General features: G+C 71.8%; 15 protein-coding genes. 9 read left to right on the forward strand and 6 right to left on the reverse strand.

The window, feature by feature from the left end:
* Window positions 1–49: 49 nt before the first annotated feature.
* Both AB0I67_RS02995 and AB0I67_RS03000 read right to left on the reverse strand, forming a co-directional pair.
* Window positions 50–409, reverse strand: a complete 360-nt coding sequence (locus AB0I67_RS02995) for an STAS domain-containing protein (RefSeq protein ID WP_357916640.1) — start codon at window positions 407–409, stop codon at window positions 50–52.
* Window positions 410–423: 14 nt separating this feature from the next.
* Window positions 424–1,893: an LCP family protein gene (locus AB0I67_RS03000; protein ID WP_357916642.1), complete on the reverse strand. Its 1,470-nt coding sequence runs from the start codon at window positions 1,891–1,893 to the stop codon at window positions 424–426.
* A 76-nt stretch (window positions 1,894–1,969) separates the two neighbouring features.
* On the opposite strand from AB0I67_RS03000, the gene AB0I67_RS03005 reads away from it, so the two are divergent.
* The gene (locus AB0I67_RS03005; RefSeq protein WP_357916645.1) at window positions 1,970–2,986 is read left to right on the forward strand and encodes a glycosyltransferase family 2 protein; all 1,017 of its coding nucleotides are present in this window, start codon (window positions 1,970–1,972) and stop codon (window positions 2,984–2,986) included.
* Here AB0I67_RS03005 and AB0I67_RS03010 read toward each other — a convergent pair.
* Both AB0I67_RS03010 and AB0I67_RS03015 read right to left on the reverse strand, forming a co-directional pair.
* Window positions 2,983–4,710 (reverse strand): CDP-glycerol glycerophosphotransferase family protein, encoded by a 1,728-nt coding sequence (locus tag AB0I67_RS03010; protein ID WP_357916648.1) that lies wholly within the window; start codon window positions 4,708–4,710, stop codon window positions 2,983–2,985. The two genes, AB0I67_RS03005 and AB0I67_RS03010, sit on opposite strands and share 4 nt — an antisense overlap.
* 4 nt (window positions 4,711–4,714) lie before the next feature.
* The gene (locus AB0I67_RS03015) at window positions 4,715–6,121 is read right to left on the reverse strand and encodes a bifunctional cytidylyltransferase/SDR family oxidoreductase (RefSeq protein ID WP_357916651.1); all 1,407 of its coding nucleotides are present in this window, start codon (window positions 6,119–6,121) and stop codon (window positions 4,715–4,717) included.
* A 150-nt stretch (window positions 6,122–6,271) separates the two neighbouring features.
* Between AB0I67_RS03015 and AB0I67_RS03020 the strand changes: the two genes are divergently transcribed.
* From AB0I67_RS03020 to AB0I67_RS03045, 6 genes are all read left to right on the forward strand, one after another.
* On the forward strand, window positions 6,272–7,678 hold the full coding sequence (locus AB0I67_RS03020; protein WP_357916654.1) for a CDP-alcohol phosphatidyltransferase family protein: 1,407 nt from the start codon (window positions 6,272–6,274) through the stop codon (window positions 7,676–7,678).
* A complete protein-coding gene (locus tag AB0I67_RS03025; protein WP_357916657.1) occupies window positions 7,675–8,298 on the forward strand; it encodes a DUF5941 domain-containing protein in 624 nt (207 codons plus the stop codon). The genes AB0I67_RS03020 and AB0I67_RS03025 overlap by 4 nt, the downstream gene beginning before the upstream one ends.
* 79 nt (window positions 8,299–8,377) lie before the next feature.
* Entirely contained in the window at window positions 8,378–9,112 is a 735-nt protein-coding gene (locus AB0I67_RS03030; RefSeq protein ID WP_357916660.1) for a phosphocholine cytidylyltransferase family protein, read from the forward strand.
* Window positions 9,113–9,143: 31 nt separating this feature from the next.
* On the forward strand, window positions 9,144–10,184 hold the full coding sequence (locus AB0I67_RS03035) for an iron-containing alcohol dehydrogenase family protein (RefSeq protein ID WP_357918367.1): 1,041 nt from the start codon (window positions 9,144–9,146) through the stop codon (window positions 10,182–10,184).
* Complete coding sequence (locus AB0I67_RS03040; RefSeq protein WP_357916663.1) at window positions 10,162–10,929, forward strand: CDP-alcohol phosphatidyltransferase family protein; 768 nt, start codon at window positions 10,162–10,164, stop codon at window positions 10,927–10,929. The genes AB0I67_RS03035 and AB0I67_RS03040 overlap by 23 nt, the downstream gene beginning before the upstream one ends.
* 174 nt (window positions 10,930–11,103) lie before the next feature.
* Entirely contained in the window at window positions 11,104–11,985 is an 882-nt protein-coding gene (locus tag AB0I67_RS03045; RefSeq protein WP_357916666.1) for a glycosyltransferase, read from the forward strand.
* A 13-nt stretch (window positions 11,986–11,998) separates the two neighbouring features.
* Here AB0I67_RS03045 and AB0I67_RS03050 read toward each other — a convergent pair whose 3' ends face one another.
* A complete protein-coding gene (locus AB0I67_RS03050; protein ID WP_357916668.1) occupies window positions 11,999–12,700 on the reverse strand; it encodes an acetoacetate decarboxylase family protein in 702 nt (233 codons plus the stop codon).
* A gap of 102 nt (window positions 12,701–12,802) precedes the next feature.
* On the opposite strand from AB0I67_RS03050, the gene AB0I67_RS03055 reads away from it, so the two are divergent.
* Both AB0I67_RS03055 and AB0I67_RS03060 read left to right on the forward strand, forming a co-directional pair.
* Entirely contained in the window at window positions 12,803–13,246 is a 444-nt protein-coding gene (locus AB0I67_RS03055; RefSeq protein ID WP_357918370.1) for an RNA polymerase sigma factor, read from the forward strand.
* Entirely contained in the window at window positions 13,243–14,130 is an 888-nt protein-coding gene (locus tag AB0I67_RS03060; RefSeq protein ID WP_357916670.1) for a hypothetical protein, read from the forward strand. The genes AB0I67_RS03055 and AB0I67_RS03060 overlap by 4 nt, the downstream gene beginning before the upstream one ends.
* Here the strand turns inward: AB0I67_RS03060 and AB0I67_RS03065 are convergent.
* Window positions 14,109–15,098: a glycosyltransferase gene (locus AB0I67_RS03065; RefSeq protein WP_357916673.1), complete on the reverse strand. Its 990-nt coding sequence runs from the start codon at window positions 15,096–15,098 to the stop codon at window positions 14,109–14,111. The genes AB0I67_RS03060 and AB0I67_RS03065 overlap by 22 nt on opposite strands.
* Between the last annotated feature and the right edge of the window lie 23 nt (window positions 15,099–15,121).

A 15,121-nucleotide genomic window follows, 5' to 3' on the forward strand; every position in this document is an offset into this window, starting at 1 on the left:
TGGCGAGCCTCCGGAGCCGGGATTCTCGCCACGATCATAGACAAGCCGGTCAGGCCGCGGCCAGCAGTGCGTCGGGCAGCGAATCGGTCGTCTCGAAGTGCCCGTCGAGGTTGGTGATCGTCAGCAACCGGGCGATCATGCCGGGGCCGAGGACCAGGACCAGCCGGCCGCGCGCCTGCCGTACCCGCTTGAGGGTGGAGACGAGCAGCCCCAGCCCCGTCGAGTCGCAGAACGGGACCTCGGTCAGGTCGAGGACGAGATGGGGTGGAGTTCCGGACGCGCAGGCGGAATCGATCGCCGCGCGCAGCCGGGGGACTCCAGAGGAATCCAGGTCGCCGATGACTTCCAGCACGATGCAGGGGCTCTCCCACCTGGACTTGACCACCATGATGAGCGAACTGCCCTGCATTGGGAAGAGTATGCCTAATTTTTGCAGATGTTCTGGGTTGCCGTCCTGGTCACCGGTGCGGCCGTCGGGGCGGCGGAGGCCGAGGCGGACGGGCTGGGCGTGACCACGGCGTTCGCCTTCACCTTGCGCACCTTGGGCTGGTCGCTGCCGAGCACGACCTCGATGCCGGGCTTGTCGGTGAGCTTCAGCTCGGCTCCGGGCAGCGCCGCGGCGACCGTGCGGGCGGAGTCCTCGCGGCCGGGGCCGTAGCGGATGACCGTGCGGGTGAAGTCCTTCTTCGGGGTGTTGCCGGCGGTCTCCGGGATGACGAAGCCCGAGGCCAGCAACGCGTCGCGGGTGCGGGCGCCGAGCCCCTGGATGTCGGTGCCGTTGAGCACCCGCATGGTGATGCGCGCGGGCGGCACGGTCAGCGGCGACGGGCTGGCCGTGGGCGTGGCGGGCGCGGAGGCCGAGGGGGAGGGGCTCGGCCGGCCGAGGTCCTCGTCGGCGGCGATCCGGCGGAACAGGTCCTTGGCTCCTGCCTGGTCCCACTTGACCGCCGACTCCCCGGTGGGCGTGCGGTAGTCGGGGTCGGCGATCGGGATGGAGGCGAAGCGCACGTCGTCGAGCGAGGTGTCGCGCAACTGCGTCACCAGCGAGTTGAGATCCTTCTGCGGGTCGATCTTCACGCTCGCCTGGACGCTCTTGATGAACTTGCCGAGCGCCGCCGGGTCGGTCAGCGTCGCGGGGCTGAGCACCTTGTCCAGCAGCGCGGACATGACCTGCTGCTGGCGGTCGATGCGGTCGAAGTCGGAGCGGACGGTGGCGCGCGTGCGGGCGTAGAAGAGCGCCTGGATCCCGTCGAGCTGGTGCGTGCCGGCCGCCAGGTTGAAATTGATCTTCTTGTCGTTGATCGGCACCGGCGTGCAGACGGTGACCCCGCCCTTGAGCGAGTCGACCACGTCGATGAAGCCCAGCACGTTGACCTCGACGTACAGGTTGATCGGCAGCCCGGTGGCCTGCTGGACCGTCTTGAGCGTCAGCGACGGCCCGCCGAGCTGGTAGGCCGAGTTGATCTTGTGGTGGCCCTTGCCGGGAATCGTCGTCCAGGAGTCGCGCGGCAGGCTGACCACGGCGATCCGGCGGTGGTCGGCCGACAGGTGGATCAGCATCATGGTGTCGGTGCGCTGGCCCACCTCGCGGCCGAGGCGCAGGTCGCGCTGCTCGCGCCGGGACAGGTTGTCGCGCTTGTCCACGCCGACCAGCAGGATGTTGAGCGCCCCGTCGGACTGGATGCCGGAGGCGCCCGCCTCGACCGCCTCGAAGCCGCCGAGGCCGTAGGTCGAGGTCGCCCAGACCGCGCCGGTGCCGGCCAGCACCACGCACGACAGCGCGCCGGACAGGATCAGGTTGCGGCGCCGCCGCCGTGGGCTCTTGCGAGCCGACCGCGGCAGGGTGACGCCTCCGTAGGCGTCGCCGCCCACACTGATCCCGGCGTCCTCCACGTTGCCTCCACCGTAAAGACCGGCAACCGTCAAGATTGCCCAACCACCCTGCTCGTACAGTAGCGTGAGGGCCGCCATGAAGCAGTTCCCCGACTCGCCGTCCACGCAGACCGGCCTCTGGCCGCCCGTCTCCGTGATCATGCCCGTGCTCAACGAGGAGCGCCACCTCGACGAGGCCGTCCAGATGGTCCTGTCCCAGGACTATCCGGGCCCGATCGAGGTCGTGCTGGCCGTTGGCCCCTCCCACGACCGCACGCAGGAGGTCGCCGACGCGATCGCCGCCCGTGATCCCCGCGTCGTCGTCGTGCCCAACCCCACCGGACGCACCCCCAACGCGCTCAACGCCGCCATCGGCGCCTCCCGCAACGAGATCGTGGCCCGGGTCGACGGCCACGCGATGCTCCCGGCCGACTACCTCCGGGTCGCCGTCGAGACGCTGCGCGAGACCGGCGCCGACAACGTCGGCGGCATCATGGCCGCCGAGGGCGTCACCCCCTTCGAGCAGGCCGTCGCCCGGGCGATGACCTCCAAGATCGGCGTGGGCGCCGCGGCCTTCCACGTGGGCGGTACGGCAGGCCCCGCCGACACCGTCTACCTGGGCGTCTTCCGCCGCACCGCGCTGCGCCGCGTGGGCGGGTACGACGAGCACTTCCAGCGCGCCCAGGACTGGGAGATGAACCACCGCATCCGCGAGAGCGGCGGCCTGGTCTGGTTCCAGCCCCGGATGCGCGTCTCCTACCGCCCGCGCCCGACCATCAAGGCGCTGGCCAAGCAGTACTTCCACTACGGCCGCTGGCGGCGCGTGGTGGCGCGCACCCACGAGGGCACCATCAACCTGCGTTACCTCGCCCCGCCCACCGCGGTCGTGGCGATGCTCGCCGGCCTGCTGGTCTCGCCGTGGTTCCCGCTCGGCCTGATCATCCCCGGCGGTTACCTGCTGGCCATCGGCGCGGGCACCGTGCTGACCGGCAGCGGCCTGCCGTTCGGCGTCAAGGCCCGGCTCATGGCGGTCTACGCCACGATGCACCTGTCGTGGGGCTGGGGCTTCCTGACCAGCCCGCGCAAGCTCGCCCGCCCGCCGCGCGGCCTCTAATCCTGCTGCAGGGCCCGGTCCACCGCGTTGCCGAACCTCGTCATCGCGTCCGGGTACTCGGGCCCCAGCAGGTAGGTCCTGAGCTTGCGCCGCGCCTCGGCCAGCTCGTCCGGCCCCTCGACGAAGGCGGCCAGGTCTGCCAGGTCCTGGCCGATCAGCGTGCCCGCCTCCGTGCTGGGGTAGCGGTCGAAGAAGGTGCGTTCGGGCAGCCCGGCCACGTTGGTCACCGCGTACGGCTTGCCGCTGGCCAGGAAGTCGGGCACCACGCTGGAGATGTCGGCGACCATCAGGTCGGCGAGGTTGAAGCAGTCGTACAGGTGCGGCTCGGTCCCGCTCACCACCAGGTGGTTGAACTGCGTCGCCGTCCCCGGCGAGGACGGGTGCCGGGCCTTGGCCGCGGCCAGGTTCGCCCCCTCCAGCAGCGTCACGACCTTGCGGTGCGCCCGCGCCGCCGCCCGGTCGCGGTAGCCGGTCAGCGGGTGCGCCTTGTAGATCACCCGCACGCCCAGCTCCATCAGCGCCCGCACCAGGCGCGGCCCCATGGACGGCAGCGAGGTGTGGAACAGGTCGTCGGTCCAGCCCTCCCACGTGGGCGCGTACAGCACCGTCTTGTACGGCAGGCCCGGCCCCTCGGTCAGGATGCCGTCGAGCTGCGGCCGCCCCACCTCGTGGACGTCCTCGTCGCGCACCCCCACCTCGGCCTTGCGGTAGCGGTCGCGCCCGGCAGGCCCGGCCACCCACACCTCGTCGTAGACCTTGGAGAAGGGGTTGAACGAGGCCTCCTTGTCGCTGTCGCCGTGCCCGATGAAGGCGCTGCGCAGCCCCTGGATGCGCAGCATGTGGATGTTCTTGCCGACGTTGGCGACGTACAGGCACAACCGGGCGCTGCCCAGCGCGCGAAAGCCCATCAGGTCGGCGCTGGCCGGGATGCAGACCATCGGCAGCGAGGTCGGGCCCAGCCGCTCGGCCATGCCGCGCTCGCGCAGCACCACGATGCAGCGCCGGCCGAGCCGCTCCAGCGTCGGCAGCCACATCCGGGCCTGGTAGGCCGCCTCGGCCGCGCCGGAGAAGTACAGGACCACCTCGGGCGCGAACTCGCGGACCCTGCGGTCGGCGATCTCCAGCACGCGTTCGCGATCGGTGAGCGGGGCGGCTCGCCGTACCCATGGGACGAGGGCGAGCGCGGCGGCGAGGCCGATCGCCAGCGCCAGGCCCGCGCCCAGCGCGCCCGCGGCGGCGCCGAAGGCGGCGCCCAGCACCGGCAGCGCGTCAAGGTAGAGCCAGCGCACCCCGCGATGGTTGATCAGGAAGTTCGGCGGCGCGGACGGGATGCGCAGCTCGGAGACGTCCAGGTTGCGGGTCGACACCGGCATCGTGGCCAGCGTCTGCCGCAGCCGCATCGCCAGCCCGGTCTGGACGGCCCGCACGCCGTGCATGGCGAACAGCCCGGCGGCCAGGCCGGCGAGCCACGGCGAGTCGGCCCCGGCCGTCCGCGCGACCAGCAGCACCGCCGCCATCTCCCGTACGGCGAAGCGCAGCGTGACCCCGAGGTGCACCTTCGACAGCAGGTCCACGAAGGACTTGGCGACCCGGGGAGCGAGGAGCTCTGCGGCGTAGGACCCGGCGGCCACCAGCGCGAACAGGACCGGGACCGGCCACAGCGCGGTGAGCAGCAGCAGAGGGTAGGCGCCCAGCAGGGCGATGATCGCGCAGAGTCTCCTCATGCGTTCAGAGAGTAACTGCCCCTTCCAGGCGGACATCGACAACCTGGCCGGTGAGGTCGGAAACGAGCACGTCGATGGAGGTCTGGGCGACCGCGCGGGGAGACAGCAGGGTGTGGGCGGGTTCGTCGCCGAACGCCCGCTCCCGCATGGGGGTGCTGGTCCGTTCCGGATTGACGCAGTTGACGCGGATGCCGTCGGCGGCCCACTCGTCGGCCAGCGCCTGGGTCAGGTTGACCACGGCGGCCTTGGAGGAGGAGTAGAGGCTGTAGCCGGCCCGGCCGCGGGTGTAGGAGCTGGAGGTGTAGAGCAGCAGCCGGCCGCGCGACTCGCGCAGGTACGGGTGGGCGGCTCTGGCCACGTTCACCGGCCCCAGGTAGTTGACCCCGACGGTCTCGGCGATGGCCTCGTCGCTCGCCTCGGCGAGCTTGCCCGTGTGCAGCACGCCCGCGGTGTTGACCACGAAGTCGGCCCGCCCGACCTTGGCCAGGGCCTTGGCGACCGAGTCGTAGTCCTCGACCCGGACCTCGTTCTGGGTGCGGGAGAAGGAGTGCACCTCGGCGCCGTAGCTCCGGGCCAGCTCGACGACGTCGGCCCCGATGCCGTAGCTGCCGCCGAAGACCACCACGGTCCTGCCGGCCAGCGCCTCGCGGTAGGCGAAGCTCGTGGGCAGCGGCGCGGTGGCCGCGGTGAGCTGGAAGAGCTTGTCGGCGATGTGCACGTCCACCGGGTGGGTGACCTTGATGTTGTGCTCGCTGCCGGGAACGATGTAGATCGGCACGTCCGGCAGGTAGCGCAGGACCACGCCGCAGTCGTCGGTGGCCGGCTGCCGCTCGAAGTCGGGGTCGGCGAAGGCGCGCTCGTAGGCCTCGCGGATGACCGAGAGCCGGAAGCACTGCGGGGTCTGCCCCCGCCGCAGCCGCGCCCGGTCGGGGATGTCACGGATGATCTCGCCGCGCGGCCCCGGCGCGGCCACCACGACCGTGTCGGAGCTGGGGATGGCCACGTCGACCGCCTCGTACACCTTCAGCGCCTGCACGCACTCGGTGATGATCGACGGCTTGAGCAGCGGCCGGACCGCGTCGTGCAGCAGCACGTTGCACTCGGCCGGCCCGAGCGCCTTGAGTGCCCGCCATGTGGTCTCTGTCCGGGAATCGCCGCCTTCGAGAATCTGGCTGACCTTCCCGAAGCCGGCGCGGGCCACGATCTCCTCCGCCTCGGGCGTGAAGCCGGGCGTCATCAGCACGATGATCTCGTCGATCTCGGGCGAGGCGTTGAACAGCGCCAGCGTGTGCTCCAGGATCGTCTTCCCGGCGATCTTGAGGAGCTGCTTGGGGGTGTTCAGGCCGAGCCGCTGGCCCACGCCGCCGGCGAGGACCACGGCGACCGAACGCAGACGAGATTCAACGGTCATACGGCGAGGGTAACGGTCGATTCGGCCACTACGTCGCTACGCTGTGTCCACGCACTCCCTCGCGACCGGGAGGAGACCTGCGCTTTGCAGAGTGACACGCCGCCGAGCCCGCGGCGAGACCAGATGTCGTCCAGCCCGAGGCGACCGTCCATGACCCCACAGAAGCCCACCGCGACCGCGGTGGTGCTGGCCGGCGTGCCGGCCACCCGCCTCGCCTGCGCCGACGGCACCCTGCTCGACCGGCTCAACGACCAGCTCGTCACCCTGCCCGTGCACGACGTGCAGACCGTGGCGGCCGGCGGCGGACCGGCCGGCGACCTGCGCGCGGTGGCCGCCCTCGTCCGGCTCCAGCAGGGGCCGGTCGTCGTGCTGCCCGGCGATCTCGTCGCGCATACCGAAGCCCTCGCGCTGCTGCTGGAGCATCCGGCGAGCGACACCGCGGCCCTGGTCTCGACCGAGCGCCCGCCCGGCCCGCTGCGCCCGCCCGTGCGGCTGCAGGCCCGCAAGGTCGCCGCCGCGGGCAGCTCCTTCCACACGGTGCCCGAGGCCAACGCCACCTTCCTGGGCGTGCTCCAGGTGAGCGAGCGCGACCTCGCGACGCTGGCCGACATCGCCGACGAGCTCGCCGACCTGGTCCAGGCGGGCCGGCTCGGCCCGGTGAGCCCGATCGAGACCGTCGACCTGCTGCTGGTCGGGCTGGTCCGCTCGGGCGTCGGCGTCCGCGCGGCCGACGCCGGCCCGCTCCACTGCGACCGGGTGACCGGCCAGTCCTCCGCCGACACGGCCATCGCCGCGCTGGCGGACGTCGACGAGGCCCGCGTACGGCTGGACACCGCGGTCAAGTCCGACGACGGCTTCTTCGCCACCTACTTCGTGTCGAGCTGGACCAGGCCCCTGGTCCGGCTGGCCGCCCGGCTCAAGCTCACCCCCAACGCGGTCACCGGCATCTCGATCGGTCTGGCCGTGACCGCGGCGGCGTGGTTCACCTACGGCGCGAGGGCGGCCCAGGTCGCCGGCGCCGTCCTCGTCTATCTCTCGTTCGTGCTCGACTGCGTGGACGGGCAGCTCGCTCGCTACACCAGGACCTTCACCCCGCTGGGCTCCTGGTCCGACGCCATGGCCGACCGGTTCAAGGAGTACGTGGTCTACGTCGGCCTGGCGGTCGGCTACTCGGCCGGGCAGGGCAACCCGGACGGCATCTGGCAGCTCGCGGTGGCCGCCATGGTGCTCCAGGTGGTCCGGCACACGCTCGACTTCTCCTTCTCCGGCGCGGTGGCCGACGCGGCCAAGGTCGGCGCCTCCTGGGCCCGGCCGCCGCGCTCGCTCATGGAGCCGGCCGACCAGGGGCCCCTGGGCCTGCGCGCCCGGCTGGAGCGCGACACGCTCACCCGCTGGCTGAAGAAGATGATCGTGCTGCCGATCGGGGAGCGCATGGCGCTCATCGCGGTCACCGCCGCCCTGTTCAACGCCCGCGTGACCTTCCTCGCGCTGCTGGCCTGGGGCGGCGTCGCGCTGCTCTACCAGCTCGCCGGCCGCATCGAAAGGGCGACGGCATGATCTCGGTGCAGCTCACCCCCATCCCGCGCAGCCGCGTGGTGGCCTACCGCGACGACGGCCCGCTCTCGCGCGGCATGGGCCTGCTGGTCGCCGGCCAGCTCCCGCCCCTGCCGCCGCTCGTCGTCGCCGCCTTCGTCATCGGCGTGCTGATGGCGATCGGCGTGGCCGGCTCCGACGACTGGGCGATCCTGGCCTTCGCCGTCACGCTGCTGCTGGCCGGGCCGGGCAGCTCGGCCCCGCACGACGGCCGCTACGACTGGCTGGTGCCGCCGATCCTGCGGGCGATCGAGTACTGCTGCATCGCGGCCGTCGGCTTCGCCCACGCCGTGCACCCGCTGTGGATCTTCGCGCTGCTCGGCGCGATGGCCTTCCACCACTACGACCTGGTCTACCGGCTGCGCCAGCGGGTCTACCCGCCACCGTGGCTGTCCACTTTCGGACTCGGCTGGGACGGCCGGATGATCGCCGTCTCGCTGGGCGTGGTGGCGGGCTGGCCCACCGTGGGGTTCGGCCTGCTGGCCGCCTACCTGTGGGCCTTCTTCGGCTGGGAGAGCCTGACTTGCTGGCTGGCCGCGCCCCGTGCGGGCGGCGAGGTGACCGAGGCGGGAACCCTGGACTGACACCGGATTACCCGATCAGGGCCATCTGGCAACTAACCTTTGGGTGCCACACAAGTCATGCTCGACCGAGGAGTGCACGTTGCTGGGAATGGTGCTGGCCGCTGGAGCCGGACGTCGCCTGCGGCCCTACACCGACACGCTGCCCAAGGCGCTGGTGCCGGTCGACGGGGAAACGACGATCATGGACATCTCGATCCGCAACCTGGCCGCGGTCGGGCTGCGCGACATCGTGATCATCGTCGGCTACCAGGCCCAGGCCGTGCACGAGCGCAAGGCCGCCTTCGAGGAGCGCTACGGCGTCACCCTGGAGCTGGTCCACAACGACAAGGCCGAGGAGTGGAACAACGCCTACTCCCTGTGGTGCGCGCGTGAGCACTTCGCCAAGGGCGCGCTGCTGCTCAACGGCGACACCGTGCACCCGGTCTCGGTCGAGAAGACCCTACTGGCCGCGCCCGAGGACAGCGACATCCTGCTCGCGGTCGACAACGTGAAGAAGCTGGCCGACGAGGAGATGAAGGTCACCCTCGGCCCCGGCGGCGAGCTGCGCCGCATCACCAAGCTGATGGACCCGGCCGAGGCGTACGGCGAGTACATCGGCGCCACCCTCATCCGCCCCGGCGCCGCCGAGCGCCTGGCCGACGCCCTCCAGGCCACCTTCGAGCGTGACCCCCAGCTCTACTACGAGGACGGCTACCAGGAGATGGTGGCCCGCGGCGAGAACATCCGCGTAGCCCCCATCGGCGAGGTCTCCTGGGTCGAGGTCGACAACCACGACGACCTCGCCAAGGCCCGCGAGATCGCCGTCGGCTACTGATCGAGGAGCCCAGATGCCGCTTCTGGCGAGGATGTTGCCCGCCCCGCTGACCATGGAGGTCAGGCGGGGCGCGGTCGCGCAACTCGGCGCGTTGCTCGCCGACAGCAGGGTGGCCACCTCCGGCCGGGTCGCCGTCGCGGTCGGCCCGGGCCAGGGCGACCACATCGAGCACCTCATCGCCCCCACGCTCGCCGAGGCGGAGGTCTTCCGCGTCGCCGACGGCTCGGTCGAGGCCGCCGTCTCGCTCGGCGCCGACCTGCGCAAGGGCGCCTACGAGGTGGTCGTCGGCGTGGGCGGCGGCAAGACCATCGACGTCACCAAGTACGCCGCGTCGCTGGCCGGCATCCCCATGGTGGCCGTGGCGACCAACCTGTCCCACGACGGCATCTGCTCGCCCACGGCCTCGCTGACCTACGAGGGCGGCAAGGGCTCCTTCGGCGTCCCGATGCCGCTGGCCATCCTGGTCGACCTCGACCTGGTGCGCACCGCGCCGCAGGCGCTGGTCCGCTCGGGCGTGGGCGACGTGGTGAGCAACCTGTCGGCGATCGACGACTGGCAGCTCGGCAACCTCGAGCGCGGCGAGCCGATCGACGGGCTGGCCTGCTCGATGGCCCGCACCGCGGCCGAGGCGCTGATCGGGCGTAAAGACTCCATCGAGTCCGACGCCTTCCTGACCGTGCTGGCCGAGTCGCTGATCCTGTCCAGCCTCTCGATGGTGATCGCCGGCTCCTCGCGCCCGTCCAGCGGCGGCGACCACGAGATCCTGCACGCGGTCGACCAGCTCTTCCCCGGCACCTCCAACCACGGCGAGCTGGCCGGCATCGGCGCCGCCTTCTGCTTCTTCCTGCGCGGCGACGCCGCCCGGCTGGAGCAGGTCGTGGGCTGCCTGCGCCAGCACCAGTTGCCGCTCACCCCGGGCGACATCGGGCTCACCGTCGAGCAGTTCACCGAGGCCGTGCTGTTCGCGCCCTCCACCCGGCCGGGCCGCTACACCATCCTGGAGCACCTCCGCCTGTCGGAGCCCGAGGTGCGGGAGCGGGTGGAGAGCTATGTCGAGTCCCTCGGTCACTGAGCTGCGCGCGGTCGCGCAGCCGCCCACCCACATCCAGCGCCGCAACGGCGAGCACTGGGCGGGCGTGCTGTACATGCGCCGCCTGTCGATCTACGTCACCTGGCTGCTGACCAAGACCTCGATCACCCCCAACCAGGTCACCTGGGTGATGACCGTGGTCGGCGTGCTCGGCGGCGTGGTGCTGGCCTTCGACGGTCTGCTCGCGGCGGTGGTGTCGTTCCTGCTCATCCAGCTCTACCTGCTGCTCGACTGCTCCGACGGCGAGCTGGCCCGCTGGACCGGGCAGACCTCGCTGGCCGGGGTCTACCTCGACCGGGTGGGCGCCTACTTCTGCGAGGCCGCGCTGCTGGCCGGGCTCGGCTGGCGCGCCTCGGAGACGCTGCCCGACTGGTACACGGTGATGGGCTTCGCCGCCGCGCTCGGCGCGATCCTCATCAAGTCCGAGACCGACCTGGTCGACGTGGCCCGGGCGCGCGCCGGGCTGCCCGCCGCCAGCGAGGCCTCCGCCGGTCAGTTGCGGTCGGGGCTGCTGGCCCTGGCCCGCCGGATCGTCGGCGCGACGAAGTTCCACCGCATCGTGCAGCCGGTGGAACTGTCAATCCTCGCCCTGATCACAGCCGTGATCGATATGGTGGTCGGCGACCTTACCGCGACGCGGGTGCTCACCGTGGCCTGCGTGGTAGCCGCCGCTCTCCAGGTGGTTCTCCACCTGGTGAGCATCATGGCGTCGAGGAGGCTGTCATGAACGAGGAACCGTCCGCGCCCGGCGTCCGTCGTAATGATCGGACCCCCGCGCTTCGGTGGGGGTTCACTTGCGGTTCCGATACTCTTGTGCCATCCCAAACTAGGACATAGACAGACTCGGTGATCATGACAGAATGCCACGCCCGTGCTCTCAACGCGTCGAGGCGATGACGCGTTGAAGATCTCGTGCGTCATCCTCACCATGGGCAACCGGGTCGCGGAGCTGAACCGGGCGGTCGAGTCCGCGTTCAACCAGACCGACGGCGACGTCGAAGTGGTGATCGTGGGCAACGGCGCCGACGTGCCCGAGGTGTCGGCCACGCCGCCCGCCGGCTCGTCCGCGGTGCTCAAGACGGTCCGCCTGGAGCAGAACGTCGGCATCCCGGCCGGCCGCAACCGTGGTGTGGAGGAGTGCTCGGGCGACGTCGTGCTGTTCCTCGACGACGACGGCTGGTACGCCAACCAGAAGGTGGCCGCGCACGTGCGCGAGCGCTTCGCCACCGAGCCCGACCTGGCCGTGCTCTCCTTCCGCGTGATGGACCCCGACGGCACCGGCTCCCAGCGGCGGCACGTGCCCCGGCTGCGCGCCGGCGACCCCGAGCGCTCCTCGCCCGTCACCACCTTCCTCGGCGGCGCCTCCGCCGTGCGGCGCAGCGCCTTCCTCCAGGTCGGTGGCCTGCCCGAACGCTTCTTCTACGCGCACGAGGAGACCGACCTCGCCTGGCGGCTGCTCGGCGAGGGTTACCGGATCGAGTACGACGCCGAGACGGTGATGTACCACCCGTGGGTGCCGCCCACGCGGCACGAGAACTTCTACCGGATGAACGCCCGCAACCGGGTCTGGCTGGCGCGGCGCAACCTGCCCTGGCCGCTCGCGGCGCTCTACCTGATCGACTGGGTCGTGCTCACCCTGCTGCGCGAACGCTCCGGCAGCGCGCTCAAGGCGTGGTTCGGCGGCTTCGTGGAGGGCCTGCGCACCCCGGCGGGCGAACGCCGCCCGATGGCCTGGCGCACGGCCTGGCGCATGGTCAAGCTGGGCCGCCCGCCCATCGTCTGAGCCGCCCGGCCGGTCAGGCCGGCTCGCCGCTCCAGCGGCCGGCCGCCTCGAACGACATCGCCACCCGGGCCGAGTAGCTGGTCAGCAGGGCCCGCTTGGGCAGGCCCAGCTCGCTCAGCTCCTTGGCCACCGGGTGGTTCCCCAGCCGGATCAGCGCCCCGCCGGGCCTGATCCGGCTCCCTCCGGCGCGCATCGTCGCCGGGATCCGCCGCGTGATGCCGTCCAGGTGCGTGTAGGCCGTCAGCGGCGTCACCGGCGTCCGGGCGGGCACGGGCAGGCCGGGCTTGATCAGCAGGTCGAGGACCAGCCGCCCGTCCTTGCGCACGATGCACCGCTTGTACGGCGAGCTCATCCGCAGCTCGACCTCCGCCAGTTCCTTCGGGAAGCCCCAGATGCCCCGCCCGGCCGCCAGCGTGAAGCGCTGGTCCACCGGCAGCCAGTGCACGAACGCCCCCGGCTGCCCGCCGCCGGGCGCCCGGACCAGGAAGGTCATCCCGAACTCGTGGTAGGCGCCCAGGTCGCTGTCGCCGTAGTCGACGAAGACCAGCGTGCACACGGCCTTGCCCGGCAGGACCTCGGCCACCTCCACCCCGGTGTAGGCCAGCACGGCCCGCGCCGCGTCGGCCCGCACCGCGTAGCTGGCGGTGCAGACCGCCGCCTGCCTCACCTGGACGGGCAGGGTGACCGTTCGGCCGTCGATCAGGTGCGATGCCATGCTTCCAGTACATCAACCGGATTGCCGTGTGACCATTCCCGCGTGGCCGGCGTCTTCTCCTGACATGACTGTCCCCGAGACGCGGAGGCCACCATCGAGGAGCTGTACCGCGAGCACTGGCTGCTCGTCTGCGGCTTCCTGCTGCGCCGTACCCGAGACCCCCACCTGGCCGAGGACCTCGCCCAGGAGACCTTCGTCCGGGCGACCCGGGCCTTCCTCGGCTGGCGCGGCGAGAACCCGGCGGCCTGGCTGCTGGCCATCGCTCGCACGACCCTGCTCGACCACGTCCGCCGGCGGCGGGTCGAGCTGCCCCTGCCCGACCCCGACGAGCTGGGCGTCCCGGGCTTCGACGCGACCGGCCTGGACGTCCGCCAGGCGCTCGACCGGTTGCCCGAGCAGACCAGAAGGCTGCTGGAGCTCGTCTACTTCGAAGGTTTCTCCCTGGTCGAGGTGGCCGCGATGACCGGCCGCACGACCGCCGCGATCAAGACCGCCGTGTGGCGGGCCCGCTCGGCCTTCGCCGAGGTCTATGGAGGTGCACGATGATCGAGATGCCGGAGTTCGACGTCAAGAGCACGCGGCGGGCCGTACGCCGGGGGGTGGCCAGGACCGCGCTGCGCGCGGTGGCGATCGTGGTGGCCCTGGCCCTGGTCGCGGTGATCGGGCCGGTGCTGCTGCAGAAGCGGAGCGATCGGGCGGATCGGATGAGCACGGTGCTGGGGGTGGCCTTCGAGCTCTACGCCCCGGCCTACCGGCTCTCCTTCACCTCCTGCTGCGAGATGACGCCGTGGTCGATGGGCATGACCATGAGCGGCGGGCCGCTGCGCGCGCACGGCGGGTTCGTCACGCAGGGCGGCCAGGAGTACACGATCACGCAGACCTTCTTCGGGCGCGTGTCCGGCCACCTGCCGCTGGGCGCGTCGGCGATGACCACGCTGAGCTACGCCCTGATGAACGTCAGGACCGGCAACCAGCCCAAGGAGGACCAGCGCAAGGTCCTGGCCAGGCTGCCCGCCGAGTTGCGGGCGCTGTCGGTGGTCGAGTTCGAGCGGCCCCTCGACGCGGCCGCGCTGAAGGCCTTCGAGGCGCGGCACGGTGTGACGGCCGAGCGGGTGGTCTACGAGGAGCGGCCCAGGTCGATCCCGATCACCTGGGGCTACGACATGGACTTCAGCCTCCCGGACTCGCAGCCCGGCGACGAGCTGAAAAACTTCCGCGCCTGGGTGGACCTGCTGCGCGAGCACGACGACGCCAACCTGCGCGACTTCGACCTCACCCTGGAGCGGCTGCGCCGGGCGGCGAAGGACGGCCTGGCCTACGCCTTCGTGGACACCCTCACCACCGTCGGCGAGCTGCGCAAGGTCATCGAGGACCCGCTGGTCCGCACCGTGCGGGTGGCCGACCTCGCCTACGACCTGGAGAAGCCGTAACCGACCGCCGGGGCGGGCGCGGCTGCGGTCGCGCCCGCCCAGCGCTCCAGGAGCGAGACGAAGGCCGGGGCCTGGTCGGGCCAGTGGTGACGCGCCCGCGCCGCCTGATGCCCGCGCGCGCCCATGGCCGCCCGCAGCTCCGGGTCCTCCTTGAGATCCAGTACGGCATGCAGCACGGACTCGGTGTCGAAGGAGACCGTCAGGCCGCACGCGGCGCGCTCGACGAGCTCCTGCGGGGTGCTGACGACCGGCACGCCCCGGCCCATGTAGTCGAGGATCTTGGCCGGCAGGCCCGGCTCCCGGCTGAGCGAGATCCCGGCCAGCGCGCCCTCGGTCATCCGCAGCGCGTGCCGGAGCGGCACGTACCCGAACCAGTCGAGCAGCCCCACCCGCTGCGCGTCGCGGAGCATGGGCCGCACGCGCGGGTCGGCCGAGCCGATGAGGTCGAGCCGGATGCCGTGCGGCGCGAGGCGTTCGGCGAGCGCGACCAGCTCGGCGACGCCACGCTCGGCCGAGAGCCGGCCGAGGTGCACCACCCTGGTGTCGCCCGGGAGCGGGGGAGCGGACGACACCAGGGTGGCCTCGGGGACCGTCGAGGGGTCGATCACGTGGTGCCGCCGCCGGGTCCTGGCGGCGGCGGCGCGGCGCAACGGGCCGCCGGGCTCCTCGCGCGCGTCCCACACGATCGGCGGGCGGCGCAGGGGCAGGACCCGCAGGACGTCGATGTCGTGCGCGAGGACGAGGTCGGCGTCCCGGCAGCCGCGGCGCAGCGCCATCCTGGCCCGGTTGAGGCCGCCGCCCCGCCGTACGTCTATGGCGGTGACGTGCGCGTCCGGCGTGACGTTGTAATAGGAGAAAGGCGCGACATACGTCACTTCGTGCCCCGCGTCGAGCAGGGCCCGGATCTGCTTGTGCATGATCCGGGCGTCCTCGGGGTGGTGGACGATGGTGGCGACGCATACCCGCATACGCCCATGCTGCGCGTCCAGGG

It is taken from the genome of Nonomuraea sp. NPDC050310 (assembly GCF_040655795.1).
Taxonomy (GTDB): domain Bacteria; phylum Actinomycetota; class Actinomycetes; order Streptosporangiales; family Streptosporangiaceae; genus Nonomuraea.